The sequence below is a fragment of the Ochrobactrum sp. C6C9 genome, from assembly GCF_022627935.1.
Classification (GTDB): domain Bacteria; phylum Pseudomonadota; class Alphaproteobacteria; order Rhizobiales; family Rhizobiaceae; genus Brucella; species Brucella teleogrylli.
The window spans coordinates 76,137-99,343 of the sequence record NZ_JABXGB010000011.1 but is presented as its reverse complement, the minus strand read 5'-3'; the positions used below and the strand labels follow the sequence as shown (position 1 = coordinate 99,343).

The window sequence follows — 23,207 nt, the reverse complement described above, 5'->3', positions numbered from 1 at the left end:
TGGACCCGCTGAGGGCAAATTGCAAACGAGTTTTCTGCGCCATGTGTCTCACACCGTACAGTGAGGCGGTCTTGCGTGGACAAGAGAATCCCATTTATCTGCGGTCGGCTACGATCCCATGCTATGGTGCTGCGATGTTTCTTGAGACAGTGAACATTCGGCATCCGGGATTGTGGAACAGCTCGGCGGCGGGGGAATTGCGCATGCAGGGAGCGTTGAAATGCAAGAGCTGTCTGACGGAGATTTTATGCCAATGCATGCGGACTGGAACGCTGCCTCACAGGCTGCGAAGGTCTATTCGAGAAGCTGGGCGAAGGATGAGCCCGGCGGTGTGATTATCGGTTTTGATCTGGACGGGGTCAAATTCGCTTATGCGGGCGGGCTGGAAAGCCTCGCAACGGGGGTTCCCTTTACGGCCAATACGGTCGTGCGCTACGCGTCCATCACCAAGCATTTGTTCTGCGCCATGGTTCTGAGCCATAGCGATGTCATAAGCCTCGATGATCGTCTCGGTGACCATCTGCCGGAACTGCAAAGCCCGCTGGCGGATGTGAGCGTGGGCCGTGCGCTGGATATGACCGGCGGCCTGCCTGATACGCGCGAATGCCTGACACTGCTTGGTCTTTCCGTCTACACGCAGACTGAAGCAAACCAGCTTCTGGATTTTATAGCATCGCTGACGCGGCTCAATTTTGAAGCAGGCAGCGAAATTTCCTATTCCAATACCGGCTATCGGCTGGTGGAAGCCGCGCTGGAACGCAAAGGCTTAAGCTTTCGCGATTTCATAAAGGCCAAAGTTGCGGCACCGCTTGGCCTTTCAATTGATGCGCCCGATCTGTGGAACGATCCGATCAAGGGATTGGCGCCGGGTTACTTTCAGGCGGGCGACAAGTGGCAATTGAGCGCTGCTGGCTTGCATCTTTCCGCTTCGGGTTGTCTGGTCGGCAGCGGCATGGCCTTGACGATCTGGGCGCAAGCGCTTCTGGAAGGCGAGGGTGCTTACAGGGGATTGCTCGCAAAACTCTCTGCGGAACGCACCCTGTCGAACGGACGTCCGACCGGCTATGGTCTGGGCCTGCGCTGGAACGGCGTGGACGGACGGGCATTTGTCGGCCATGGCGGTTCGCATCCCGGTTACAAGAGCTATTTTCTGCTCGATCCGCTTGCGAAAAGCGGCATGGTTGTTGTGTCCAACCGGGAAGACGCCGACACTTATAGGATCGCGCGCGATTGTATGGCCGCCCTCTATAGTTTGCAGCTGCCCGATACCGATTGCACGATCCCGGACGGATTGTACGTTGCCGAAACCGGGTCGCTATGGCTGGAAATGCGCAATGGCGTCGCCAATTGCCTTGATGCCCAAGAAACGCTCTACAGCGTTGGTGATGGCTGGTTCTCGTCCCTTTCTGCGTCGTCGCCGGTCAAGCTGCGCTGGACGGGTGACGTGCTGGAAGGTGAAATCGGCTATGCCCCGTGTCGCCTGAATCCGGCATCGGTGTCGCCTGCCGGAAGAGAACTGGATGGCCACTGGCAGGCATCGGCTTATGGCGCCAGTTTCGATATCAGGGACGGGCATGTCATTTGGGGAATCGGTCCCACACGCCGCGCCATACCGCTGGAAGACATGGGCAATGGACGGGCGCTCTTCACGCTGCAAGACGGCCCGTGGACGCGGCGCGTCTGTCTGCACCAGCTCGACGGTAATCGTCTCGAACTGGTTTTGAGCCGCAGCCGCATCATGGAATATCGCCGCTGACAACGCGGTATTGTTATCGACGGCGCGGCGGAAGGGCGACCTTACCGCCGCGTCTTGCATTATGATAACCTCTTTCGAATTGATTCAGTTGTGAATGGAGTAAGCGATGCTGGAACGGATGATCGATCAAGGCGTGGGCCGCGAGCCTGCCGATATCGTGCTGAAGGGTGGCCGCTTCTTCGATCTTGTCACCGGCGAGCTGGTGGAAAGCGATATTGCAATCTGCGGGGATCGCATTGTCGGCACGTTCGGGACCTATTCCGGCAAGCAGGAAATCGACATTTCGGGGCGCATCGTCGTGCCGGGCTTTATCGATACGCATCTGCACATCGAATCCTCGCACATCACGCCGCATGAATTCGATCGCTGCGTACTGCCGCAAGGCGTGACGACGGTGATCTGCGATCCGCATGAAATCGCCAATGTTCTGGGCGCGGAGGGCATTAAGTTCTTCCTCGACAGCGCGCTGGAAACCGTGATGGATATCCGCGTTCAGCTGTCAAGCTGCGTGCCTGCCACCCATATGGAAACGGCGGGTGCGGAACTGCTGATCGGCGATCTTCTGCCCTTCGCGGATCATCCAAAGGTGATCGGTCTGGCCGAGTTCATGAATTTTCCGGGTGTTCTGGCCAAAGACCCCGAATGCATGGCCAAACTCAACGCATTTCAGGGGCGACACATCGACGGTCATGCACCACTGCTGCGCGGCAAGGACCTGAACGGCTACATTTCCGTCGGCATTCGTACCGAACATGAGGCGACAAGTGCCGAAGAAGCGCTGGAGAAGATGCGCAAGGGCATGCATGTTCTGGTCCGCGAAGGTTCGGTTTCCAAGGACCTCAAGGCGCTGATGCCGATCATCACCGAGCGCCACGCGCAGTTTCTGGCGCTTTGCACCGACGACCGCAATCCGCTCGATATCGCTGATCAGGGCCATCTCGATTATCTGATCCGCACCGCTATTGCGGGCGGCGTGTCGCCTTTGGCCATCTATCGTGCGGCCAGTGTTTCGGCGGCCCGTGCATTTGGCCTGTTTGACCGGGGGCTGGTAGCGCCGGGGCAGCGCGCCGATCTCGTGATCGTGGACAGTCTGGAAGGTTGTCATGCCGCGATCGTCCTCTCGGCAGGACGTGTGGTTTCGGAAGAGCTTTTTGCCCAGCGCAAGACAATCGCCGAAGTGGGGCGCAACAGCGTGAAGGCGCAGCGTGTCAGTGCTGCCAATTTCCGTTCGCATTCCAACAGCGGCAAGACGCGCGCCATTGGCATCATTCCCGGCAAGATCATCACCGAAAGCCTCGAATTCGAGCTGAAAGTCGGATCGAAGGGTGTTGAACCCGATCTCGAACAGGATGTTGTGAAAATCGCGGTGGTTGAGCGCCACGGCAAGAATGGCAATATCGCCACCGGTTTTGTGCATGGTTTCGGGTTGAAAGCGGGAGCCATTGCTTCAACTGTCAGCCATGACAGCCACAATATTTGTGCCGTCGGCACATCGGACGAGGATATTGCGGTCGCCGCCAACCGGCTTGGCGAGATCGAAGGCGGTTTCGTGGTGGTTCGCGATGGCAAGGTGCTGGCCGAACTACCTTTGCCCATCGCCGGACTGATGAGCGACCAGCCTTATGAGGTGGTGCGGGAGGAATTGCGCAAGCTGCGCCATGCTGCCGAAGAACTGGGCTCGGTTCTGGAAGAACCATTCCTGCAACTGGCCTTTGTCGCACTGCCGGTTATCCCACATCTGAAAATCACGGATCGCGGTCTGGTGGACGTGGACAAGTTCGAATTTGTCGGCAACTGAGCGCTAGCTCAGTTTGCTGGCAGCGCTGAATCTGTTCGAAAGGAAACCCACAAAAGCAAAAATCCCGGACGAAGCCGGGATTTTGATCGTTGCCTTGCTGGAAACTGGAGCGGGCGAAGGGATTCGAACCCTCGACCCCAACCTTGGCAAGGTTGTGCTCTACCCCTGAGCTACACCCGCTCGCGCCAGTTTCGACCTGAAAACGTTTCCGAAGGAAGTCGTTTCCATCAGGCAGGCGCTATATGGACTAAGGCATTTCGGAATGCAACAGGGAAATTACAATAAAATGTCGTTTTCCGGAGATTGTCCAAAGTTCGGTTCGGGTGGTTACAGCCGTGCATGCCATGGTCTATAAACCTGAACGGAACAATTTGAATATTGAATGGAAATGGGTGGAATCATGGCTTTGTCGCCGAAGGAGCTTCTCGACTATCTGCAAAATCTCGGTATCGAGGTGACGACCGTGGAACACCCGCCTTTGTTCACGGTTGCGGATTCTCAAGGCTTGCGTGGCGAAATTCCCGGCGGACACACCAAAAACCTGTTCCTGAAGGACAAGAAGGACAATTTCTTTCTCGTGACCGTGGAGGAAGATGCCGTGGTCGATCTGAAGTCGATCCATCAGGTGATCGGTGCGGCAAGCCGCGTTTCGTTTGGCAAACCGGAAAAGCTGCTGGAATATCTGGGTGTCATTCCGGGATCGGTGACAGTGTTCGGCGCGATCAACGACCGCGACCACAATGTTCAGGTCGTCATCGATGCGGATCTGATGAAATATGATGTCATCAACGGACACCCGCTGACCAACGAAGCCACCACCTCGATCCGGCGCGAAGACCTCATCGCCTTCCTGAAATCGACCGGTCACGAACCACGTATCCTTGCAGTATCAGAAGGTGCGAAGGCAGACGCAACGGTATAGACTACGCGTCTTGAAATCCGCCGGAACAGATACAAATTGACAAGCACGAACTGAAAAGATCGACACCGGCCTTGATGCGGGGTGCATGAACAGGGCCGGAAGATATGAGGAATATTCCATGACCAGCCAGAACAATCCTTACGCCAATACGGGCGGCCAGATGACGGCAAATGTTTCTTTCGGTTCGGCGCCGGCACCCGTGGGCGGGGCGGATCTGATCAAGGATACGACGACTGCGGCATTTCAGACCGATGTGCTGGCCGAATCGCGCCAGCAGCCGGTTCTGGTCGATTTTTGGGCTCCGTGGTGCGGGCCCTGCAAGCAGCTGACGCCGGTTATCGAAAAGGCCGTCAAGGAAGCGGGCGGCGTGGTCAAGCTCGTCAAGATGAACATCGACGATCACCCGTCCATTCCGAGCCAGCTTGGCATCCAGTCCATCCCGGCGGTTATCGCCTTCGTCAACGGCCAGCCGGTTGATGGCTTCATGGGTGCACTGCCGGAATCGAAGGTGAAGGAATTCATCGCCAAGATCGGCGGGCCAAGCGATCAGGAAAGCGCGATTGCCGAGGCGGTAACAGCCGGGCAGGAACTGCTTGAATCCGGCGATTACGTTCAGGCTGGTGAGATTTTCAGTTCCATTCTTCAAGCCGCGCCCGACAATGTCGATGCGATTGTCGGTCTGGCGTCTTGCGTTCTGGAATCGGGCGATGCCGAACAGGCACGCGAAATTCTGGCCGCCATTCCTGCCGATAAGCAGAATGCCGTATCGGTGCGCGCGCTCGAAGCCAAGCTGGCGCTTGCCGATCAGGTCAAGCTGATTGGTGACCCGGTTGAATTGGAAAAGCGTCTTCAGGCTGATCCGCAGGACTATCAGGCGCGTTTCGATCTGGCGCAGGTGCGCAATGCGCAGGGCCGTCGCGACGATGCCGCCAACGAACTGCTGGCCATCATGAAGGCCGACCGCAGCTGGAACGAGGATGGCGCGCGTAAGCAACTGCTCCAGTTCTTCGAAGCATGGGGCAATACGGACCCGGCGACGCTTTCGGCCCGCCGGAAGCTGTCTTCGCTGCTGTTTTCGTAGGCGATAAAAGCGGCGGGAAATCTGACTGTCAGGATGCTGCGCGCGTGGATTGCGCGAAGCATCCCAAAGGAGGTTGCAATGCAAGTGGGTAATGCCCGCTACAGAACGGGTTCCGACATTCCGGACCTGGTTCCGATATTTCCGCTGAAAGGTGCCCTGCTTTTGCCCGGCGGCCAACTGCCGCTGAACATATTCGAGCCGCGTTATCTGGCGATGGTGGAAAACGCGCTTGCCGGAAAGCGGATCATCGGCATGATCCAGCCGCAAATCGATGACGACGACGACGAGGGCGTCAATGAACTGGACGAAAGCCTTCGTCCGCCGCTGAGCAGCATTGGGTGTCTCGGTCGCATAACGACCTATGCGGAGACCGGCGACGGACGGCTTCTGATCACGCTTCAGGGCATTTGCCGTTTCCGTATCAAGGAGGAGGTCAATTGCCGCCAGCCTTATCGCCAGTGCCGGATCATGCCGTTTCTGGCCGATCTGGAAGAGGCGCGCGACACGGCTGATATCGACCGTGAAGCGCTGCTTCGTGCCTTCCGCGACTATCTGGAAGCGCATAATCTGGAAGCCGACTGGGAAAGCATCTCCCGCGCCGGAAATGAAACGCTCGTCAATGCGCTGTCGATCATGTCGCCCTTTGGGCCTGCCGAAAAGCAGGCATTGCTGGAGGCGCCCGACCTCAAGACGCGTGCTGCGACGCTGATCGCCATTACGGAAATGGTGCTGGCGAGAGTGAAAGACGACGATTACGGATCGCGCCTGCAATGATCCGGAGGATATGAAATGGTGAATGATAAAACTGAAACCGGCAGCATCGATGTGCGCCTTCTGGAACTGCTTGTCTGTCCGCTGACCAAAGGCGCGCTGGAATATGACGCGGAGCACAGCGAACTGATTTCGCGCAAGGCAAAGCTTGCCTATCCGGTGCGCGGCGGCATACCCATCATGCTGCCATCCGAAGCGCGGACGCTTGTGGACTGAGTGTCAGCATAGGTTATTTAATTTCTGCACAAGCCTCGATCTTTTTCATAAGTTTCATGCCTGCTGATTGTTGCCTGCCACGCAACAGGGCTCTATAACCCTCCCGGAACTTTGAAAAACAATTTCGGAAGACGCCCGGTTTTTCGTAATTGTGCATTGAAAAACAGAGGCTTGGCATTATGGCAACCAGAAAACTTCTTCTCCTGCCCGGCGATGGCATCGGTCCCGAAGCCATGGCGGAAGTCCGCAAGATCATCGCTTACCTCAATTCGGACCTTAAGCTCGGCTTTGAAACCGAAGAAGGTCTGGTTGGCGGCTGCGCTTACGACGCGCACGGTCAGGCGATTTCGGATGCCGATATGGAGAAGGCGCTGGCAGCCGATGCCACGCTGTTTGGCGCTGTTGGCGGCCCGAAGTGGGATAGCGTGCCTTATGAAGTGCGCCCGGAAGCCGGTCTTCTGCGCCTGCGCAAGGACATGCAGCTTTACGCAAACTTGCGTCCGGCCATTTGCTATCCGGCGCTCGCACATTCCTCTTCGCTGAAGCCGGAAGTGATCGAAGGCCTCGACATTCTTATCCTGCGCGAATTGACCGGCGGCGTTTACTTCGGCGAGCCGAAGGAAATCATCGACCTCGGCAACGGCCAGAAGCGCGGGATCGACACGCAGGTTTATGACACCTACGAAATCGAGCGCATCACCGATGTGGCTTTTGAGCTGGCGCGCACGCGCCGCAACAAGGTCACCTCGATGGAAAAGCGCAATGTGATGAAGTCGGGCGTGCTCTGGAATCAGGTCGTCACCGCGCGTCACAAGGAAAAGCATTCCGACGTGGAACTGGAACACATGCTGGCCGACGCTGGCGGCATGCAGCTCGTCCGCTGGCCGAAGCAGTTCGACGTCATCGTGACCGACAATCTGTTCGGTGACATGCTGTCGGACGTCGCTGCCATGCTGACCGGTTCGCTCGGCATGTTGCCGTCGGCTTCGCTTGGCGCAGTCGATGCCAAGACCGGCAAGCGCAAGGCGCTTTACGAGCCGGTTCATGGCTCCGCACCGGATATCGCTGGCAAGGGCATTGCAAACCCGATCGCCATGATCGCGTCGCTGGCCATGTGCCTGCGTTATTCGTTCAATCTGGTTGCCGAAGCCGACCGTCTGGAAGCAGCGATTGCCGGTGTTCTGGACGATGGCATCCGCACGGCGGACATCTGGTCGGAAGGCACAACCAAGGTTGGCACCACCGAAATGGGTGATGCGATCCTCGCCAAATTCAAGGCGCTTTCGGCTTAATCACCCGCTGAAGAATTGCGAAATTGGAAAGCCCGCCGGATAGTTCCGGCGGGCTTTTTCTTATTGAAATAAACGCCCGATTTGAGGCTGTAATTTCTGCATAGACGGATAAGAATGCGTGTCATGTTGTTCACGCTTCCAAACCAAGACAAACTTTACGACGCGCTGTTGGCCCGCGATGCCTCTTATGAGGGCAGGGCCTACGTCGGTGTCGTTTCCACCGGCATTTTTTGCCGCCTGACTTGCCCGGCGCGCAAGCCGCGCCGGGAAAACTGCCGTTTTTTCGCTTCGGTTGCCGAATGCATGGCGGATGGTTTTCGCGCCTGCAAAAGGTGCCATCCGTTGCAGCCTGCAGCCGAAGCGGAGCCTTCCATCAAGAGATTGCTCGATGCTCTGGAAGCCGATCCCGAACGGCGATGGAGCGAAGATGATGTCGCGCGCATGGGGCTTGATCTCTCCACCGTGCGGCGCAGCTTCCGGCGACATTTCGGCATGACATTTCTGGAAATGGCGCGGCAGGAACGTTTGCGTCACGGCTTTCAGGCATTGGCTGACGGAGGCCGGGTCATCGACGCGCAGATCGATGCGGGCTTTGAATCGCCGGAGGCGTTCCGCAGCGCCTTTGGCCGTATTCTTGGTCTTCCTCCCGCAAAACTGCGCGGCGACGGTCTGTTGCGCGCCGATTGGATCAAGTCGCCGCTCGGAACGATGATTGCCATTTGCGATGCGAAAAACCTGCATCTGCTGGAATTTGCCGACCGCAAGGCGCTCTCTTCCGAGTTGAAGAAACTCTATGCGACTTCTCGTGGAGATATCGGTATTGGTCGCTTCAACACGCATGATCTGGTCGAGCGGCAGCTGAATGCTTTCTTTGCAGGCAAGTCGCCGACCTTCGATCTGCCCATGGTCTTGCATGGCAGCGCGTTCACGCAGTCCGTGTGGCGGGAACTTCAGACGATTGGGGCAGGGGAAACACGCAGCTATAGCGAGTTGGCGCAAGCAATCGACAAGCCGCTTGCGGTGAGGGCTGTTGCGCGGGCCAATGGTGCCAATCAGATTGCCATCATCATACCGTGTCATCGCGTGATCGGCGCCGACGGATCATTGACCGGCTATGGCGGCGGTCTCTGGCGCAAGCAGAAACTGATTGAGATCGAAGCGCAATATCGCTGAAAATTCGTTGGGTGTACGCAAAAACGCCGCCCTTTCGGGGCGGCGTTTCGCATTGTCGTTATTGCCGGATTAGTCGAGCTTGTGCAGATCGACGCCCTTGGTTTCCTTCACGAAGATCATGCCGATCACGAAGGTGATGGAGGCGATGACGATCGGATACCAGAGGCCATAGTAGATGTCGCCCTTGGCCGCGCTGAGTGCGAACACGCCAGCCGGAAGCAGACCACCGAACCAGCCATTGCCGATATGGTAAGGCAGCGACATGCCGGTGTAGCGGATGCGGGTCGGGAACATTTCCACCAGGATTGCAGCGATTGGGCCATAAACCATCGTCACATAGATGACGAGGATGGTCAGGATCGCAATCGTCATGACCCAGTTCACCTTGGCAGGGTCTGCCACCATCTTGAATGCGCCTGCATTCGGAATGGTGTAGACGGCCTGATCGGTGCTGACGCCGAGACCTTCGGCTTCAGTCTGGGTCAGGAGCTTCTGCTTGACCAGATCGGCAGCAGGAACCATCGCCTTATCGCCACCGCGGACAGCATCAGCACTCAGCTGGAGTTCCGGATTGGCGGCCAGGAAGGCGTCAAGCTTGCTGTCCGGCACCTTGGCAGGATCGCGGACCAGTGGGAAGCCTGCCTTCTGGAGAGCCAGGTTCACGCCATGAGCGAGTTCAGCCTGCTTGCCGGCAGCACCTGCACCAGCCTGAACGGCATCAAAGGACGTAATCGTCGCGTCGCCGATGGTGACGGTTGCAGGCGTTCCAGCCGCAGCGGTCTGCACGACTTCGTAAGGCACCGAGCTCTTGGCGAGGAAGCTGGTCGCAACATCGCAGGAGCTGGTAAACTTGGACGTGCCGGTGGCGTTGAACTGGAAGTTACAATCGCCAGGGGCCGCGGTGACGGTTGCCTTGATGGTCTGCTCAGCCTGCGCCAGCGCCGGATTTGCGGCATTGGTCAGCGCCTTGAACAGCGGGAAGTAGGTTACAGCCGCCAGAAGCAGGCCCGCCATGATGATCGGCTTACGGCCGATCTTGTCCGACAGCCAGCCGAAGAAGACGAAGCCGCCGGTGCCGAGCAGCAGGGCGATAGCAACCATGATATTGGCCGACTGATTTTCCACCTTCAAAACGTTCTGAAGGAAGAACAATGCGTAGAACTGGCCGCAATACCAGACCACGGCCTGACCGGCGGTGAGGCCGAACAATGCGATAAGCGCGATCTTGGCATTTTTCCACTGGCCGAAAGCTTCGGATAGCGGAGCCTTCGAGGTCTTGCCTTCTTCCTTCATGCGCTTGAACGCAGGCGACTCGCTCATCTGCATGCGGATCCAGACGGAAATACCGAGCAGGAGAACCGAGACGAGGAACGGAATACGCCAGCCCCAGGCGGCAAAGGCTTCCTTGCTCATCATAGTCTGGATGCCGAGGATCACCAGCAACGACAGGAACAGGCCAAGCGTTGCAGTGGTCTGAATCCACGAGGTGAAGAAACCGCGACGGTTATTCGGCGCATGTTCTGCGACATAGGTTGCCGCGCCACCATATTCGCCACCGAGTGCGAGACCCTGAAGCATGCGCAGCACGATCAGGATGATGGGCGCCAGAATGCCGAGCGTTGCCGAACCAGGCAGAAGACCGACCAAAAAGGTCGATGCGCCCATGATGACGATGGTGACGAGAAAGGTGTATTTGCGTCCGACGAGATCGCCAAGGCGACCGAAGACGAGCGCACCGAACGGACGCACCAGAAAGCCCGCCGCAAAAGCCAGCAGGACGAAGATGTTGCGCGTTGCTTCGGGATATTCGTTGAAGAAGGCTGCGCCGATAAAGGAAGCGAGCGTTCCGTAAAGGTAAAAGTCGTACCATTCGAAGACGGTACCAAGCGACGATGCAAAGATGACTTTGCGTTCTTCGCCCGTCATTTTCTGCGTGCCGACATCGGCACTTGACGAGACTGCCATTAATCTGTCCTCCCAAACAGAGCCCTTAAAGGGCAATGCAAGACTGGGGTTCATTCGACGTACAAATGTAACCAGTCCGATGCGCCGCCTTGTATCCCAACAAGTGAGGCGCACTCCTCACCAAATTATGATGAACCTAAAAAGGAGATTCGGGCAGTAGTCTTTAGTATGAGACAAAATCGACAGCTTGACGCCCGCCGGTTTTGCTTGCGGTGCAAAAAAATACAGGGCGGAAGCGGTGGAGAATTGACTCCATTCATAAAGCGCGTAAAAGCAATGCCGAACGAAGGAGAACTCGCGTGCAACGCGTTAACGTAGCGTCAGTTTCGTCTGGAACTGCCGGCATGAATGCCGGAGCAGTACGCATGCCTTCGATTACCAAAAAACTCACGGCCATCACTAAAACGACCACGAAAACGGTCTGATTCCCTTGGCCTGCTCGCCCTCTCCCCGGGTCTGGCCCGGGGACGGAAAACCCGCGTGGCCTGCGGGGTTCCGGATCTGGAAGCGGAGAGGGACAGGAGACGAAAAATGGGTTTCAAGGTAGCAGTAGTCGGCGCCACCGGTAATGTCGGGCGCGAAATGCTCAATATTCTAGAAGAACGCGGTTTTCCAGCCGATGAAGTTGTGGCGCTCGCATCGCGTCGCAGCCAGGGCACGGAAGTATCTTACGGCGACAAGACGCTGAAGGTTCGCGCGCTCGACACTTACGATTTTTCCGACACGGACATTTGCCTGATGTCTGCTGGCGGCAATATTTCGAAGGAATGGTCGCCGAAGATCGGCAAGCAGGGCTGCGTCGTCATCGATAATTCGTCGGCCTGGCGTTACGACATGGACGTGCCGCTGATCGTGCCGGAAGTAAACCCGGATGCCATCACGGGCTTCACCAAGAAGAACATTATTGCCAACCCGAACTGCTCGACTGCGCAGCTCGTTGTTGCGCTGAAGCCGCTGCATGACGCTGCCAAGATCAAGCGCGTCGTCGTTTCGACCTACCAGTCGGTTTCCGGCGCGGGCAAGGAAGGTATGGACGAGCTGTTCGAACAGTCGCGCGCTGTGTTCGTTGCTGACCCGGTCACGGCGAAGAAGTTCACCAAGCGCATTGCGTTCAACGTGATCCCGCACATCGATGTCTTCATGGAAGACGGTTACACCAAGGAAGAATGGAAGATGGTGGCCGAAACCAAGAAGATGCTCGATCCGAAGATCAAGCTGACGGCAACCGCAGTGCGCGTTCCTGTCTTCATCGGTCATTCGGAAGCGGTGAATATCGAGTTCGAAAACCCGCTTTCGCCGGAAGAAGCCCGCGAAATCCTGCGCGAAGCGCCGGGTTGCCAGGTTATCGACAAGCGCGAAGACGGCGGCTACATCACGCCATATGAATCTGCTGGTGAAGACGCGACTTATATCAGCCGTATCCGTGAAGACATTACTGTCGAAAACGGTCTGGCCATGTGGGTCGTCTCGGACAATCTGCGCAAGGGCGCAGCGCTCAATACGATCCAGATTGCAGAACTGTTGGTCGCTCGCGGCCTGATCAAGCCAAAGGCGCTTGCTGCCTGATAGAGCTTGTTATGTAGTGAAATGCAAAAGCGCCGGGAAACCGGCGCTTTTATTTTGCGGCGAATATCTAGCGTTCCACGCTGTCGGCAAGATTGCCGCGAATGTCGAGCAGGCGGGAGCGCAAATCCTTCAGCTCATCGACGGGCTGACCGAGCGCACAGAGAATTTGATCCGGTACAGATTCAGCCGCTTCCCGTAACATAAGTCCTTCGTCCGTAAGTGTGATGCGCACTTGCCGTTCGTCCTGTGGATCGCGGCGGCGCGTGATGCGTCCTGCCGTTTCAAGCCGTTTCAGGAGTGGCGTCAGCGTCCCTGAATCGAGATGGAGCTTCGCGCCGATTTCGGAAACGGTCTGGTCGTCCTTTTCCCACAGCACCAGCATCACCAGGAACTGCGGATAGGTCAGGTCCAGTTTGCTCAAGATCGGCTGGTATGCGCGCGTCAGCGCATTTGCGGTCGAATAAATCGCAAAGCAGAGCATGTTTGAAAGTTTGAGAAAAGAGTCCTGTGTCATGCGCCAATTCCTTCGAGCGCTGTTCCAGCGCATATCCTTCATACCATAAATCATGCGCAATTGCATTGTGCATCACTTAATTGTGAGAAATGATTTTGCAAAATTAGATTGCGCACAATTTAATTTTCGATAGCTTGTCTTCGGAGACAAATTATCACCGAAGGAGAAATCGAATGGCTATTCTCTACACCACCCAGTCCACAGCAACCGGCGGACGCACGGGCAGCGCCAAGACCGCAGATGGTCGTCTTAGCGTCGTTCTCGACACGCCGAAGGAACTCGGTGGTCAGGGCGGCGAGGGCACCAATCCCGAGCAGCTTTTTGCGTCCGGCTATGCGGCCTGCTTCCTTGGCGCGCTGAAGTTTGTTGCTTCGAAGGAAAAGGTTGCCATTGCTGCCGACAGCACTGTGACAGCAACCGTTGGCATCGGCCCGCGCGAAGACGGCACCGGCTTCGGTCTCGATGTTGCGCTTGAAGTGGCGCTTCCGGGTGTCGAGAAGGCAAAGGCGCAGGAGCTGGTCAATGCGGCTCACATTGTTTGCCCTTATTCGCATGCCACGCGCGGTAATATCGACGTGCGCTTGAGCGTCGCCTGACCCAAACAAAAAGGCGCCCGATCAGGGCGCCTTTTTGAATTGATATTCGGCAGAAATTATTCTGCCTGGGCTTCGATGGCTTCCATGTCGTCATCCGACAGGCCAAAGTGATGGCCGATCTCATGGATAAGCACATGGGTGACGATATCGCCCAGCGTCTCCTGATTTTCAGACCAGTAATCCAGAATGGCGCGACGATAGAGCGTGATGCGGTTGGGACCATCGCCGGTCTGCAGGCTGAAACGCTCGCCAATGCCGCGACCTTCAAAAAGGCCGAGCAGGTCGAATGGCGTGTCCAGCCCCATATCCTCGATGATCTGGTCTTCAGGAAAATCGGCGATCTGGATGATGATGTCGCCGCACAACGCACGAAACTCCTGCGGCAGATGCGCAAGAGCTTCAATCGCGATGGATTCAACTTCGTCCAGCGAGGGCGAGAAACGTCCCGCCCAGTCGCCGCTTTGATCTTCTCGGGCCATTCCAGCCAATCGTGTCCTATTCAATTGCTCAGGCCACAGGGCTTAAAGGCCGCGTAAATTGCATTGTGTGTCATCAGGCCCAGGGACGCAGTTCGGCGCGCTTGGCTTCGAACGTGTCGATGCTCTTTGCCTTTTCCATGGTCAGGCCGATATCGTCCAGACCGTTGAGCAGGCAGTGGCGCTTGAAGTCGTCGAGATCGAAGGAAATCGTGCCGCCGTCAGGGCCATGAATTTCCTTTGCTTCGAGATCGACGGTGAGGGTGGCATTGGCACCGCGCGAGGCGTCGTCCATCAGCTTGTCGAGATCTTCCTGGCTGACCTTGATCGGCAGAATGCCGTTCTTGAAGCAGTTATTATAGAAGATGTCGGCAAACGAGGTCGAAATCACGCAACGGATACCAAAATCGAGCAGAGCCCAAGGGGCGTGCTCGCGCGAGGAGCCGCAGCCGAAATTATCGCCTGCAACCAGGATCTGGGCATTGCGATAGCCGGGCTTGTTCAGCACGAAATCAGGGTTTTCGGAACCGTCTTCATTAAAGCGCATTTCCGCAAACAGTCCCTTGCTCAGGCCCGTGCGCTTGATCGTCTTCAGGTAATCCTTCGGAATGATCATATCCGTGTCGATGTTGACGATCGGCAGGGGAGCGGCGACGCCGGTGAGCTTGGTGAACTTATCCATGTCCTGAACCTGTCGGTTGGGTATTTGCTATATTGCGAACTGGTTTACATCAGCATTGCCGAGAGTCAACGTTTCAGGCCCAAACTGCCCAATAGGTCGCAACCTGCGGCGAATTTATCGAACCATCCAGACCGTTTTGAGGCGATCCGGACGGTTCGATAGTTGATTACTGCGCATAATCCTGTCGGGAAATCCCGTCAACCTTTCTGAATCATGCGCTGTAAATGCCGCATCCGCAATTATTGGACGTTCAACGCCACACCGCCGCTCTCGCTGCCGGTCAGGCGGCGGGATTTTCCGTCACTGCCGACAACAATGGTAAAGCGCCGGCGCCGCATCGACATATTTGGCGAAACGGCGACATCGATCGCCGGGTCGAATTGCAATGTGATCCGCCACAGGTCGGGCTTGATTGTTTCCTCGACGGCTATAATACGAGCGTCGAAGGGCGTGGTGTGAAACATGCCGGAGATGCGCTGGCCGACACGGTAGGGGGCGGTGTCGTCCTGCGCGGCAACCGGTGTTGCTTCCACCTTGCCGCCCGTGGCGGCAAGCGTGTTCCAGTCACGCGTGCCTGACTGGCGGGCCACGAGATCAAGCGCCTTACCGTGGCTGATGGTGATGCCTTCCTCGCTCAAAGCCTGCCGCAAACGGCGAGCCTGATGCTTGAAGTCAATAGTGGTGTGCCCAGCGGTCAAAGCTGTGGTCATGGTTTTCGCTCCTGATTGTGAGCGGCGTTTTCATGAACGGGTGCCCGCATTGCCGTTTCTGCCGTCACGGGACAGGAACGTGTATTTCGAATGCTTTACCGTGGCTTGAAACCTGCGGGCGGCTGGCGCATTCAACCGAAGGCTGGAAAATAGGCGGGCAGGGCACGGATTTCAAGCCCCCGCTTTGAAGGGAGCTTTAACCCGCTCCCAAGGCTTGCACCGTGTCGCAGTTCCGTGCACAAATCGGCCATGAAAACAATCGCTCGTCCACGCCGTTCCGTTCTGTTCGTTCCTGCCGCCAATCCGCGCGCGCTGGAAAAATCGCTCACGCTTGCAGCCGATTGCGTGATCTACGATCTGGAAGATTCCGTTGCGCCCGAAGCAAAGCAATCAGCGCGCGAGGCGTTGGTTGCGCATTTTGCAGCGCATCCGAAACCGGCCTTTGAGCGGATCATTCGCGTCAATTCTGGCGAGACGCCATGGGGCAAGGATGATGTGGCCGCAGCGGCTGATATGGGTGCCGACGCCATTCTCCTGCCGAAGGTCGAGCGACCGCAGGACATTATCGATGCGGCCAATCGGCTTGATCGCAAGGATGCTGATCCGTCTGTCGGCGTTTGGGCGATGATTGAAACTCCGCGCGGCATTTTGAACGCGGATGAAATAGCCATGCTCGGCCATCGCTCGGCAGTGCGGCTCGCCTGTTTCGTTGTTGGTCCGAACGATATTGCACGGGAAACTGGTGTTCGCCCGCAAGCCGGGCGGCCTTATCTCGTGCCGTGGCTGATGCAGATCATTCTCGCGGCGCGAGCAGGCGGGTTTACTGTTCTCGATGGCGTGTTCAACGATTTTCGCGATTCTGTCGGCTTTGAAGCCGAGTGTTTGCAAGGGGCCGCGATGGGCTTCGACGGCAAGACGCTTATTCATCCGGGTCAGATCGAGGCCGCCAATCGCGCCTTCTCACCGACGGATGAGGAAGTGGCGCATGCACGGGCCGTTGTCGATCTGTTTGCTCAACCAGAAAATGCGGATAAGGGCGTTGTGTCACTGGATGGCCAGATGATCGAACGGCTGCATCTGGCAATGGCCGAAAAGCTGCTCGCGAAAGCATTTCCAGCAAAAGTGTGAAACGGTTTTGCGTTTGGAAATGCGTAATAAATAGAACCAACGCGGGCCTGAAATTTAACAAAGGAAGACAGACTATGAAGCTCTATCGTTTCATCACCGGACCGGATGATTCCGCATTTTGCCACCGCGTTACGGCGGCGCTCAACAAGGGCTGGCAGCTCCATGGCTCGCCGACCTATGCCTTCAATGCGGCAACCGGCGTGATGCAGTGCGGCCAGCCGGTTGTGAAGGAAGTTGATGGCGTTGACTATACGCCGGATATAAAGCTCGGCGAATATTGATGGCCGTCCGTCGCATCGTCGCCAATATAGCTGCCAGCGACCCTGCGGCGGCAAAACGCTTCTATGGCGAATTGTTGGGCCTCGACGTGGCGATGGATTTCGGCTGGATCGTGACCTATGCCACCGATGCGCAGGCGCGCGTGCAGGTGAGCATCATGCGTGAAGGTGGTTCGGGCACGCCGGTGCCCGATCTTTCCATCGAGGTGGACGACGTAGACGCCACGCTGGAGCAGGCAATCGCGATGGGGTTTCCTATCGAATACGGTCCGGCGGATGAGGATTGGGGCGTGCGCCGCTTTTTCGTACGCGATCCTTTTGGGCGGTTGGTCAATATCCTGACCCATAAGAACTGAAAAGGCCGGTTTCCCGGCCTTTTGCTTGATTAGTTCAACCCGCGCTTTTCGATCATCGCATCCGGTGTCGGCATCTTGCCGCGGAATGCTTTGTACAGATCTTCCGGGTCGCGACTGCCGCCAGCGGCATAGATGTGCTGCTCCAGCTTGGCGGCGAGTTCCGGGTTGAAAGCGTCGCCGGTTTCCTCGAAAGCCGAGAACGCATCCGCATCCAGCACTTCCGACCACATGTAGGAATAGTAACCGGCGGAGTAGCCATCGCCGGAGAACACATGGGTGAAATGCGGTGTGCGGTGGCGCATGATGATCGCATCAGGCATGGAAAGCTTTTCGAGCGTTTTTGCCTCGAAGGACAGCGGATCGGCGATCTTCTCATTACCGGTATGGAAAGCCATATCCACCAGCGCGGACGCGGTAAATTCAACCGTGTTGAAACCGGCATTGAACGAACGCGCCGCCAAAACCTTATCGAGCAGGGCTTTCGGCATTGCTTCGCCGGTGCGGTAATGCACGGCGTATTTTTCCAGAACGGCGGGTACGGTCAGCCAATGTTCGTAAAGCTGCGACGGCAGTTCCACGAAATCGCGCGATACGGCAGTGCCGGAAACGGCAGGCCACGTCACATCCGATAGAAGTCCGTGCAGCGCATGGCCGAACTCGTGGAACAGCGTGCGGGCATCATCGAGCGACAGCAGGGCGGGTTCACCGGCCTTCGGCTTGGCGAAATTCATCACATTGTAGATGATCGGCTTCTGGCCGCCGTCGAGCTTGTGGCTGGATTGCAGCGCACTCATCCAAGCGCCGGAACGCTTCGATGTCCGGGCGAAATAATCGCCGAGGAAAAGACCGCGTTCGCTGCCATCCGGGTTGAAAACCTGAAACACGCGCACGTCCGGGTGCCAGGCGGCAATGCCCTTCTTCTCTTCGAAGCGAACGCCGAACAGGCGCGTGGCCACATCGAAGCTCGCTTCGATGATCTTTTCCAGTTGCAGATAAGGCTTTAACTCGGCCTCGTCGAAGGCAAAGCGTTCGGCCCGCAACTTTTCTGCATAGAAACGCCAGTCCCATGGCGCGACTTTGTGATTGCTGCCATCGGCGGCGATCAGGCGCTCAAGCTCTGCCTGTTCTTCACCAGCCTTTGCGCGTGCCTTGTCCCAAACGGGTTCCAGCAGGTCCATGACGGCCTTTGGCGTCTTGGCCATGGTGTCGTCCAGCTTATAGGCTGCAAAATTGGCATAGCCGAGCAGATGGGCCTTGCGCTCGCGCAGTTCGACCATCTCACGCACAATCTCGCGATTGTCGGAGTCGTTGCCATTCTCGCCGCGCTTGGCCCAGGCATTGAAAGCCTGCTCGCGTAAGGCGCGGTTTTCTGAGAAGGTGAGGAATGGCTCGACGATGGAACGCGACAGCGTAACTGCATAAGCATCCGGTTTGCCGCGTTCGCTTGCTGCGCTCTGCATGGCGTTTTTCAGAAAATCCGGCAGCCCGGCGAGATCGGCTTCATCGGTGATGAACAGTGCCCAGCTCGACTCGTCTTTCAGCACATTCTGGCCGAAGCGTGCACCGAGACCGGCAAGCTTCTCGTTGATGCCAGCGAGTTCCGCCTTGCCAGCTTCATCGAGTTTCGCGCCGGACCGGACAAAACCCTTCCAGGTCTTTTCCAGAACGCGTTTGGTTTCCGTGTCGAGATCAAGCAGATCGCGATTGTCATAGAGCGCGTCGATCCGGGCGAACAAAGCCGGGTCCATCATGATGCGCGAATAATGACGCGACATTTTCGGCGCAATTTCCCGCTCCAGTGCTTGAATGGTGTCGTTGCTATGGGCGCCTGCGCGCATCCAGAAAATGGCCGACACATGGTCAAGCGCCTTGCCTGTCAGTTGCAAGGCCTTCAGCGTGTTTTCGATGGTTGCTTCGCCAGTTGCGCTGGCAATGGCTTCCACCTCGGCGAGATCGGATGCGAGCGCTGCCTCAAAGGCTGGCGCGAAATCGTCGTCTTTGAATGCGGTGAAATCCGGCAGGCCCAGCGGTCCGGTCCATTCTGTGAGCGCATGATTATAGGTGGGCTTGTCGGACATGATGAAACTCCGGATCAAATGAATTCGATGGTCAAGACTTAAGGTTTCGGTGTCGGGTGAGCAAGGGCGTTCAACCGGCTTTTACGGTTAAGGCGCCAGACGACAGCATTCGACGCCTTGCTCGCAAAAACCTCTTCAGATTACTGTGTGGGGCTTGACTTTAAGGGCGACCAAGCGCACATCACGCTGGCTGTCCGAAGTCTCTTTGCGACAGCAATCTTCAACCGGAGTTTTATTCTCTTATGCCCAGCGACAGTCACAGTCGATTGTGTCAGCCGTCAAGGTAGCCGTGTACTGATCGCTTGAGGTCAGCTTGCACGATCTGCCTTTGACGGCGGATCGACGGAAAGGCAAGCTTAATGACCGACAACAACTTCTCTCCGGAAGTGCTTGATGTTGCCGACCTCCCGGCGGCTGCGATTGCTGCACGTATCGCCGAAATGCATACGGGCGATGCCGTTGAGCTATTGAACGAGCTCGAAGATGATGACGCAATCTCCGTCTTCGGACAGCTCACCCATGAAGATGCCATCCGCCTGCTTGACCAGCCGGAACTGCATCGTACCGCCGAAATCGTAGCGGCGCTTGCGCCGGGGCTTGCGAGCCTTCTTTTGGACGGTATGTCAGCTGACCGTTCGACGGACGTGTTTCAGGAACTCGACGAGGGTGACCGTGCGCGGCTGTTCGCCATTCTGGCCCCGGAAACCAAGGCCAATCTGAAAAAACTTATGGGCTATCCGCCGAATACGGCCGGTTCGCTCATGACGACCGAATTCATCGCCGTGCCGTCGAACTGGAATGTGGCCGAGACGCTCGATCATATTCGCAAGGTAGAGCGCACGCGCGAAACCGTCTACGCGATTTACGTGGTTGATCCGAAGTCCCGCGCCCTTGAAGGCGTGGTCAGCCTGCGCCGCCTGATCATCCGCGAGCCGGAAGAACCGATTCTGTCGATTGTCCGTGACGAAGAACCGATCACCATTGCGCCACTCACCAGCCGCGAAGACGTTGCGCGCCTGTTCCGCAAGCACGATCTTCTGGCCGTCCCCGTTGTGGATGAAAGCCGCCATATCATCGGCATTGTGACGGTGGACGACGTGCTTGACGCCATCACCGAAGATGCCAGCGAAGACGCCTATCGCTTCGGCGGCATGGAGGCGCTGGACAAGCCTTATATGCGCATTGGCTTCGGCGAAATGTTGAAGAAGCGCGCTGGCTGGCTGGGCGTTCTGTTTCTTGGCGAGATGCTAACGGCGAGCGCCATGCAGCATTTCGAGATGGAGCTGGAAAAGGCGCTCGTGCTGACGCTGTTCATTCCGCTCATCATGTCGTCGGGCGGTAATTCCGGTTCGCAGGCCACCTCGCTGATTATCCGTGCGCTGGCCTTGCAGGAAGTGAAGCTCAAGGATTGGTGGCGTGTCGCGTTGCGCGAACTGCCGACCGGGCTTGCTCTCGGCAGTTTCCTCGGCCTGATCGGCATTGTCCGCATTGCCGTGTGGCAGACGATTGGCATCTATGACTATGGAGAACACTGGATTCTGGTCGCTCTGACCGTCGGCATGGCGCTCGTCTGTATCGTGATGTTCGGCTCGCTGACTGGCTCAATGCTGCCTTTTGCGTTGAAACGGCTTGGATTCGATCCGGCCAGTGCGTCAGCGCCTTTCGTGGCGACATTGGTCGATGTGACGGGTCTTGTCATTTATTTCAGCGTCGCCATTGTCATACTTTCTGGCACTTTGTTGTAGCGCTTGGTGCCGACTCCGCACGCCGACTGACAAAAAACTGACAGAATGACGGTGTAAAAGCGCCGATAAACAAGGGTTTTTCGCGAGAAATAAGGGGCAGTGTCGCGCTGCCCCTTTCTAAAACGCAAAAAAACCTGTAAGAGCGCCGCATTGTTTTTCCGCGCGGGTCTGTTGGCGCGGCTCCCAACTCATATAGAAGTGATCTCCATATGGAATTGCGTAATATCGCTATTATCGCACACGTCGATCATGGCAAAACCACACTGGTCGATGAACTGCTGAAGCAGTCTGGCTCGTTCCGCGACAACCAGCGCGTTGCAGAACGCATGATGGATTCCAACGACATCGAAAAGGAACGCGGGATCACCATTCTCGCCAAGGCGACCTCGGTTGTCTGGAAGAATACCCGCATCAACATCGTCGACACACCCGGCCACGCCGACTTCGGCGGTGAAGTTGAGCGTATCCTTTCGATGGTGGACGGCGCTATCGTTCTCGTTGACGCCGCCGAAGGCCCGATGCCGCAGACGAAGTTCGTCGTTGGCAAGGCGCTGAAGGTTGGTCTGCGTCCGATCGTTGCGATCAACAAGATCGACCGTCCGGATGGCCGTCATGAAGAAGTCATCAACGAAGTGTTCGACCTCTTCGCCAATCTCGACGCTACCGACGAACAGCTGGACTTCCCGATCCTGTACGGTTCTGGCCGTAACGGCTGGATGGCGCTGAACCCGGAAGGTCCGCAGGACGAAGGTCTGGCCCCGCTGTTTGACCTCGTGCTCAAGCACGTTCCGGCACCGAAGGTTGCTGAAGGCCCGTTCCGCATGATCGGCACGATCCTTGAAGCCGATCCGTTCCTTGGCCGCATCATCACCGGACGCATCCATTCCGGCTCGATCAAGTCGAACCAGGCCGTCAAGGTTCTCGGTCAGGACGGTTCGCTGCTCGAAACCGGTCGTATCTCGAAGATTCTCGCATTCCGCGGCATCGAACGTCAGGCCATCGACGAAGCACAGGCAGGCGACATTGTTGCCATTGCCGGTCTTTCGAAGGGCACCGTTGCAGACACGTTCTGCGATCCTTCGGTCAGCGAGCCTCTGGCAGCGCAGCCAATCGATCCGCCGACCGTGACCATGTCCTTCATCGTCAACGACAGCCCTTATGCGGGCACTGAAGGCGACAAGGTAACGAGCCGCGTTATTCGTGACCGTCTGCTCAAGGAAGCAGAAGGCAACGTTGCGCTCAAGATCGAAGAATCGAACGAAAAAGATTCGTTCTTCGTGTCGGGTCGTGGTGAATTGCAGCTCGCAGTTTTGATCGAAAACATGCGCCGCGAAGGCTTCGAACTTGGCGTTTCGCGTCCGCGCGTCGTCATGAAGGACGGCGAAAACGGCGAGAAGCTTGAGCCGATCGAAGAAGTCGTCATCGACGTCGATGAAGAATATTCGGGCACCGTTGTTCAGAAGATGTCGGAACGCAAGGCCGAAATGGTCGAGCTGCGTCCTTCGGGCGGCAACCGCGTTCGTATGGTGTTCTACGCACCGACCCGTGGTCTGATCGGCTATCAGTCGGAACTTCTGACCGATACGCGCGGCACGGCGATCATGAACCGTCTGTTCCACGATTATCAGCCATATAAGGGTGAAATCTCGGGCCGTAACAACGGCGTTCTGATTTCCAACGATCAGGGCGAAGCTGTTGCTTACGCGCTGTTCAACCTTGAAGATCGCGGCCCGATGATCATCGACGCTGGCGTCAAGGTCTATCAGGGCATGCTGATCGGCATTCATAGCCGCGACAACGATCTGGAAGTCAACGTTCTGAAGGGCAAGAAGCTCACCAACATCCGCGCCGCTGGCAAGGATGAAGCCGTGAAGCTCACCCCGCCGATCAAGATGACGCTGGAACGCGCCCTGTCATGGATTCAGGACGACGAACTGGTTGAAGTGACGCCGAAGTCGATCCGCCTTCGCAAGCTCTATCTCGATCCGAATGAGCGCAAGCGCTTTGAAAAGAGCAAGTCGAGCGCTGCATAAGTTCGACAACACAAAAGAAAACGGCGCCTTCGGGCGCCGTTTTTGTTTGCAGTTTTGTGGTGAAAAACGCC

The 23,207-nt window shown here is 57.0% G+C and carries 21 protein-coding genes and 1 tRNA gene; 15 read left to right on the top strand and 7 right to left on the bottom strand.

Features of this window, described 5'->3' with window-relative positions:
- Positions 1-247: 247 nt before the first annotated feature.
- On the top strand, positions 248-1,756 hold the full coding sequence (locus tag HWD97_RS11070; protein ID WP_109367280.1) for a serine hydrolase: 1,509 nt from the start codon (positions 248-250) through the stop codon (positions 1,754-1,756).
- Between the two features lie 106 nt (positions 1,757-1,862).
- Positions 1,863-3,554 (top strand): adenine deaminase, encoded by a 1,692-nt coding sequence (gene ade, locus HWD97_RS11065; RefSeq protein ID WP_109367281.1) that lies wholly within the window; start codon positions 1,863-1,865, stop codon positions 3,552-3,554.
- Between the two features lie 105 nt (positions 3,555-3,659).
- Here the strand turns inward: ade and HWD97_RS11060 are convergent.
- Positions 3,660-3,734, bottom strand: a tRNA-Gly gene (locus HWD97_RS11060).
- 220 nt (positions 3,735-3,954) lie between these two features.
- On the opposite strand from HWD97_RS11060, the gene HWD97_RS11055 reads away from it, so the two are divergent.
- The 6 genes from HWD97_RS11055 to HWD97_RS11030 all read left to right on the top strand — a co-directional run bounded on the left by HWD97_RS11055 (position 3,955) and on the right by HWD97_RS11030 (position 9,009).
- On the top strand, positions 3,955-4,476 hold the full coding sequence (locus HWD97_RS11055) for a prolyl-tRNA synthetase associated domain-containing protein (RefSeq protein ID WP_109367976.1): 522 nt from the start codon (positions 3,955-3,957) through the stop codon (positions 4,474-4,476).
- A 118-nt stretch (positions 4,477-4,594) separates the two neighbouring features.
- Positions 4,595-5,557, top strand: coding sequence for a thioredoxin (gene trxA, locus HWD97_RS11050; RefSeq protein WP_371835013.1), 963 nt, complete (start codon positions 4,595-4,597; stop codon positions 5,555-5,557).
- A 78-nt stretch (positions 5,558-5,635) separates the two neighbouring features.
- On the top strand, positions 5,636-6,331 hold the full coding sequence (locus HWD97_RS11045) for an LON peptidase substrate-binding domain-containing protein (protein WP_109367977.1): 696 nt from the start codon (positions 5,636-5,638) through the stop codon (positions 6,329-6,331).
- Positions 6,332-6,349: 18 nt separating this feature from the next.
- Positions 6,350-6,544 carry a Trm112 family protein gene (locus tag HWD97_RS11040; RefSeq protein ID WP_109367978.1) on the top strand — a complete coding sequence of 65 codons (195 nt, stop codon included), beginning with the start codon at positions 6,350-6,352 and terminating at the stop codon, positions 6,542-6,544.
- 179 nt (positions 6,545-6,723) lie between these two features.
- A complete protein-coding gene (gene leuB, locus HWD97_RS11035; RefSeq protein ID WP_078336896.1) occupies positions 6,724-7,836 on the top strand; it encodes a 3-isopropylmalate dehydrogenase in 1,113 nt (370 codons plus the stop codon).
- Between the two features lie 123 nt (positions 7,837-7,959).
- Positions 7,960-9,009, top strand: coding sequence for a bifunctional transcriptional activator/DNA repair enzyme AdaA (locus HWD97_RS11030; RefSeq protein ID WP_109367979.1), 1,050 nt, complete (start codon positions 7,960-7,962; stop codon positions 9,007-9,009).
- 69 nt (positions 9,010-9,078) lie between these two features.
- Here HWD97_RS11030 and HWD97_RS11025 read toward each other — a convergent pair whose 3' ends face one another.
- On the bottom strand, positions 9,079-10,974 hold the full coding sequence (locus HWD97_RS11025; RefSeq protein ID WP_109367283.1) for an MFS transporter: 1,896 nt from the start codon (positions 10,972-10,974) through the stop codon (positions 9,079-9,081).
- A 531-nt stretch (positions 10,975-11,505) separates the two neighbouring features.
- Here HWD97_RS11025 and HWD97_RS11020 point away from each other — a divergent pair.
- A complete protein-coding gene (locus tag HWD97_RS11020) occupies positions 11,506-12,540 on the top strand; it encodes an aspartate-semialdehyde dehydrogenase (RefSeq protein ID WP_109367284.1) in 1,035 nt (344 codons plus the stop codon).
- 67 nt (positions 12,541-12,607) lie between these two features.
- Here HWD97_RS11020 and HWD97_RS11015 read toward each other — a convergent pair whose 3' ends face one another.
- Positions 12,608-13,054, bottom strand: a complete 447-nt coding sequence (locus HWD97_RS11015; RefSeq protein ID WP_121538362.1) for a MarR family winged helix-turn-helix transcriptional regulator — start codon at positions 13,052-13,054, stop codon at positions 12,608-12,610.
- Between the two features lie 173 nt (positions 13,055-13,227).
- Between HWD97_RS11015 and HWD97_RS11010 the strand changes: the two genes are divergently transcribed.
- Positions 13,228-13,650 (top strand): organic hydroperoxide resistance protein, encoded by a 423-nt coding sequence (locus HWD97_RS11010; protein ID WP_109367285.1) that lies wholly within the window; start codon positions 13,228-13,230, stop codon positions 13,648-13,650.
- Positions 13,651-13,706: 56 nt separating this feature from the next.
- Here the strand turns inward: HWD97_RS11010 and HWD97_RS11005 are convergent, their stop codons facing one another.
- The 3 genes from HWD97_RS11005 to HWD97_RS10995 all read right to left on the bottom strand — a co-directional run bounded on the left by HWD97_RS11005 (position 13,707) and on the right by HWD97_RS10995 (position 15,518).
- Positions 13,707-14,129 (bottom strand): metallopeptidase family protein, encoded by a 423-nt coding sequence (locus HWD97_RS11005; protein WP_109367286.1) that lies wholly within the window; start codon positions 14,127-14,129, stop codon positions 13,707-13,709.
- 73 nt (positions 14,130-14,202) lie between these two features.
- On the bottom strand, positions 14,203-14,808 hold the full coding sequence (leuD, locus tag HWD97_RS11000) for a 3-isopropylmalate dehydratase small subunit (protein ID WP_109367287.1): 606 nt from the start codon (positions 14,806-14,808) through the stop codon (positions 14,203-14,205).
- Between the two features lie 239 nt (positions 14,809-15,047).
- Complete coding sequence (locus HWD97_RS10995) at positions 15,048-15,518, bottom strand: glyoxalase superfamily protein (protein WP_109367288.1); 471 nt, start codon at positions 15,516-15,518, stop codon at positions 15,048-15,050.
- Between the two features lie 249 nt (positions 15,519-15,767).
- Here HWD97_RS10995 and HWD97_RS10990 point away from each other — a divergent pair, with 249 nt between their 5' ends.
- The 3 genes from HWD97_RS10990 (at position 15,768) to HWD97_RS10980 (ending at position 17,280) form a co-directional block, all read left to right on the top strand.
- Complete coding sequence (locus tag HWD97_RS10990) at positions 15,768-16,646, top strand: CoA ester lyase (protein ID WP_109367289.1); 879 nt, start codon at positions 15,768-15,770, stop codon at positions 16,644-16,646.
- Between the two features lie 74 nt (positions 16,647-16,720).
- On the top strand, positions 16,721-16,927 hold the full coding sequence (locus HWD97_RS10985; RefSeq protein WP_109367290.1) for a DUF1737 domain-containing protein: 207 nt from the start codon (positions 16,721-16,723) through the stop codon (positions 16,925-16,927).
- A complete protein-coding gene (locus HWD97_RS10980) occupies positions 16,927-17,280 on the top strand; it encodes a VOC family protein (RefSeq protein ID WP_109367291.1) in 354 nt (117 codons plus the stop codon). Before HWD97_RS10985 ends, HWD97_RS10980 begins: the two co-directional genes overlap by 1 nt.
- Before the next feature lie 29 nt (positions 17,281-17,309).
- On the opposite strand, the gene HWD97_RS10975 is transcribed toward HWD97_RS10980, so the two are convergent.
- Positions 17,310-19,358, bottom strand: coding sequence for a M3 family metallopeptidase (locus HWD97_RS10975; protein ID WP_109367292.1), 2,049 nt, complete (start codon positions 19,356-19,358; stop codon positions 17,310-17,312).
- 359 nt (positions 19,359-19,717) lie between these two features.
- Between HWD97_RS10975 and mgtE the strand changes: the two genes are divergently transcribed.
- The gene (mgtE, locus tag HWD97_RS10970; protein WP_109367293.1) at positions 19,718-21,103 is read left to right on the top strand and encodes a magnesium transporter; all 1,386 of its coding nucleotides are present in this window, start codon (positions 19,718-19,720) and stop codon (positions 21,101-21,103) included.
- 209 nt (positions 21,104-21,312) lie between these two features.
- Positions 21,313-23,136, top strand: coding sequence for a translational GTPase TypA (typA, locus tag HWD97_RS10965; RefSeq protein ID WP_109367294.1), 1,824 nt, complete (start codon positions 21,313-21,315; stop codon positions 23,134-23,136).
- The last annotated feature ends 71 nt before the right edge of the window (positions 23,137-23,207 follow it).

What these genes read in the sequence shown, in the direction of transcription:
- HWD97_RS11070 (WP_109367280.1), top strand. Translation starts at nt 248, where the DNA reads ATGCCAATGCATGCGGACTGGAACGCTGCCTCACAGGCTGCGAAGGTC.
- ade (WP_109367281.1), top strand. Translation starts at nt 1,863, where the DNA reads ATGCTGGAACGGATGATCGATCAAGGCGTGGGCCGCGAGCCTGCCGAT.
- HWD97_RS11055 (WP_109367976.1), top strand. Translation starts at nt 3,955, where the DNA reads ATGGCTTTGTCGCCGAAGGAGCTTCTCGACTATCTGCAAAATCTCGGT.
- trxA (WP_371835013.1), top strand. Translation starts at nt 4,595, where the DNA reads ATGACCAGCCAGAACAATCCTTACGCCAATACGGGCGGCCAGATGACG.
- HWD97_RS11045 (WP_109367977.1), top strand. Translation starts at nt 5,636, where the DNA reads ATGCAAGTGGGTAATGCCCGCTACAGAACGGGTTCCGACATTCCGGAC.
- leuB (WP_078336896.1), top strand. Translation starts at nt 6,724, where the DNA reads ATGGCAACCAGAAAACTTCTTCTCCTGCCCGGCGATGGCATCGGTCCC.
- HWD97_RS11030 (WP_109367979.1), top strand. Translation starts at nt 7,960, where the DNA reads ATGTTGTTCACGCTTCCAAACCAAGACAAACTTTACGACGCGCTGTTG.
- HWD97_RS11025 (WP_109367283.1), bottom strand. Translation starts at nt 10,974, where the DNA reads ATGGCAGTCTCGTCAAGTGCCGATGTCGGCACGCAGAAAATGACGGGC.
- HWD97_RS11020 (WP_109367284.1), top strand. Translation starts at nt 11,506, where the DNA reads ATGGGTTTCAAGGTAGCAGTAGTCGGCGCCACCGGTAATGTCGGGCGC.
- HWD97_RS11015 (WP_121538362.1), bottom strand. Translation starts at nt 13,054, where the DNA reads ATGACACAGGACTCTTTTCTCAAACTTTCAAACATGCTCTGCTTTGCG.
- HWD97_RS11010 (WP_109367285.1), top strand. Translation starts at nt 13,228, where the DNA reads ATGGCTATTCTCTACACCACCCAGTCCACAGCAACCGGCGGACGCACG.
- HWD97_RS11005 (WP_109367286.1), bottom strand. Translation starts at nt 14,129, where the DNA reads ATGGCCCGAGAAGATCAAAGCGGCGACTGGGCGGGACGTTTCTCGCCC.
- leuD (WP_109367287.1), bottom strand. Translation starts at nt 14,808, where the DNA reads ATGGATAAGTTCACCAAGCTCACCGGCGTCGCCGCTCCCCTGCCGATC.
- HWD97_RS10995 (WP_109367288.1), bottom strand. Translation starts at nt 15,518, where the DNA reads ATGACCACAGCTTTGACCGCTGGGCACACCACTATTGACTTCAAGCAT.
- HWD97_RS10990 (WP_109367289.1), top strand. Translation starts at nt 15,768, where the DNA reads ATGAAAACAATCGCTCGTCCACGCCGTTCCGTTCTGTTCGTTCCTGCC.
- HWD97_RS10985 (WP_109367290.1), top strand. Translation starts at nt 16,721, where the DNA reads ATGAAGCTCTATCGTTTCATCACCGGACCGGATGATTCCGCATTTTGC.
- HWD97_RS10980 (WP_109367291.1), top strand. Translation starts at nt 16,927, where the DNA reads ATGGCCGTCCGTCGCATCGTCGCCAATATAGCTGCCAGCGACCCTGCG.
- HWD97_RS10975 (WP_109367292.1), bottom strand. Translation starts at nt 19,358, where the DNA reads ATGTCCGACAAGCCCACCTATAATCATGCGCTCACAGAATGGACCGGA.
- mgtE (WP_109367293.1), top strand. Translation starts at nt 19,718, where the DNA reads ATGACCGACAACAACTTCTCTCCGGAAGTGCTTGATGTTGCCGACCTC.
- typA (WP_109367294.1), top strand. Translation starts at nt 21,313, where the DNA reads ATGGAATTGCGTAATATCGCTATTATCGCACACGTCGATCATGGCAAA.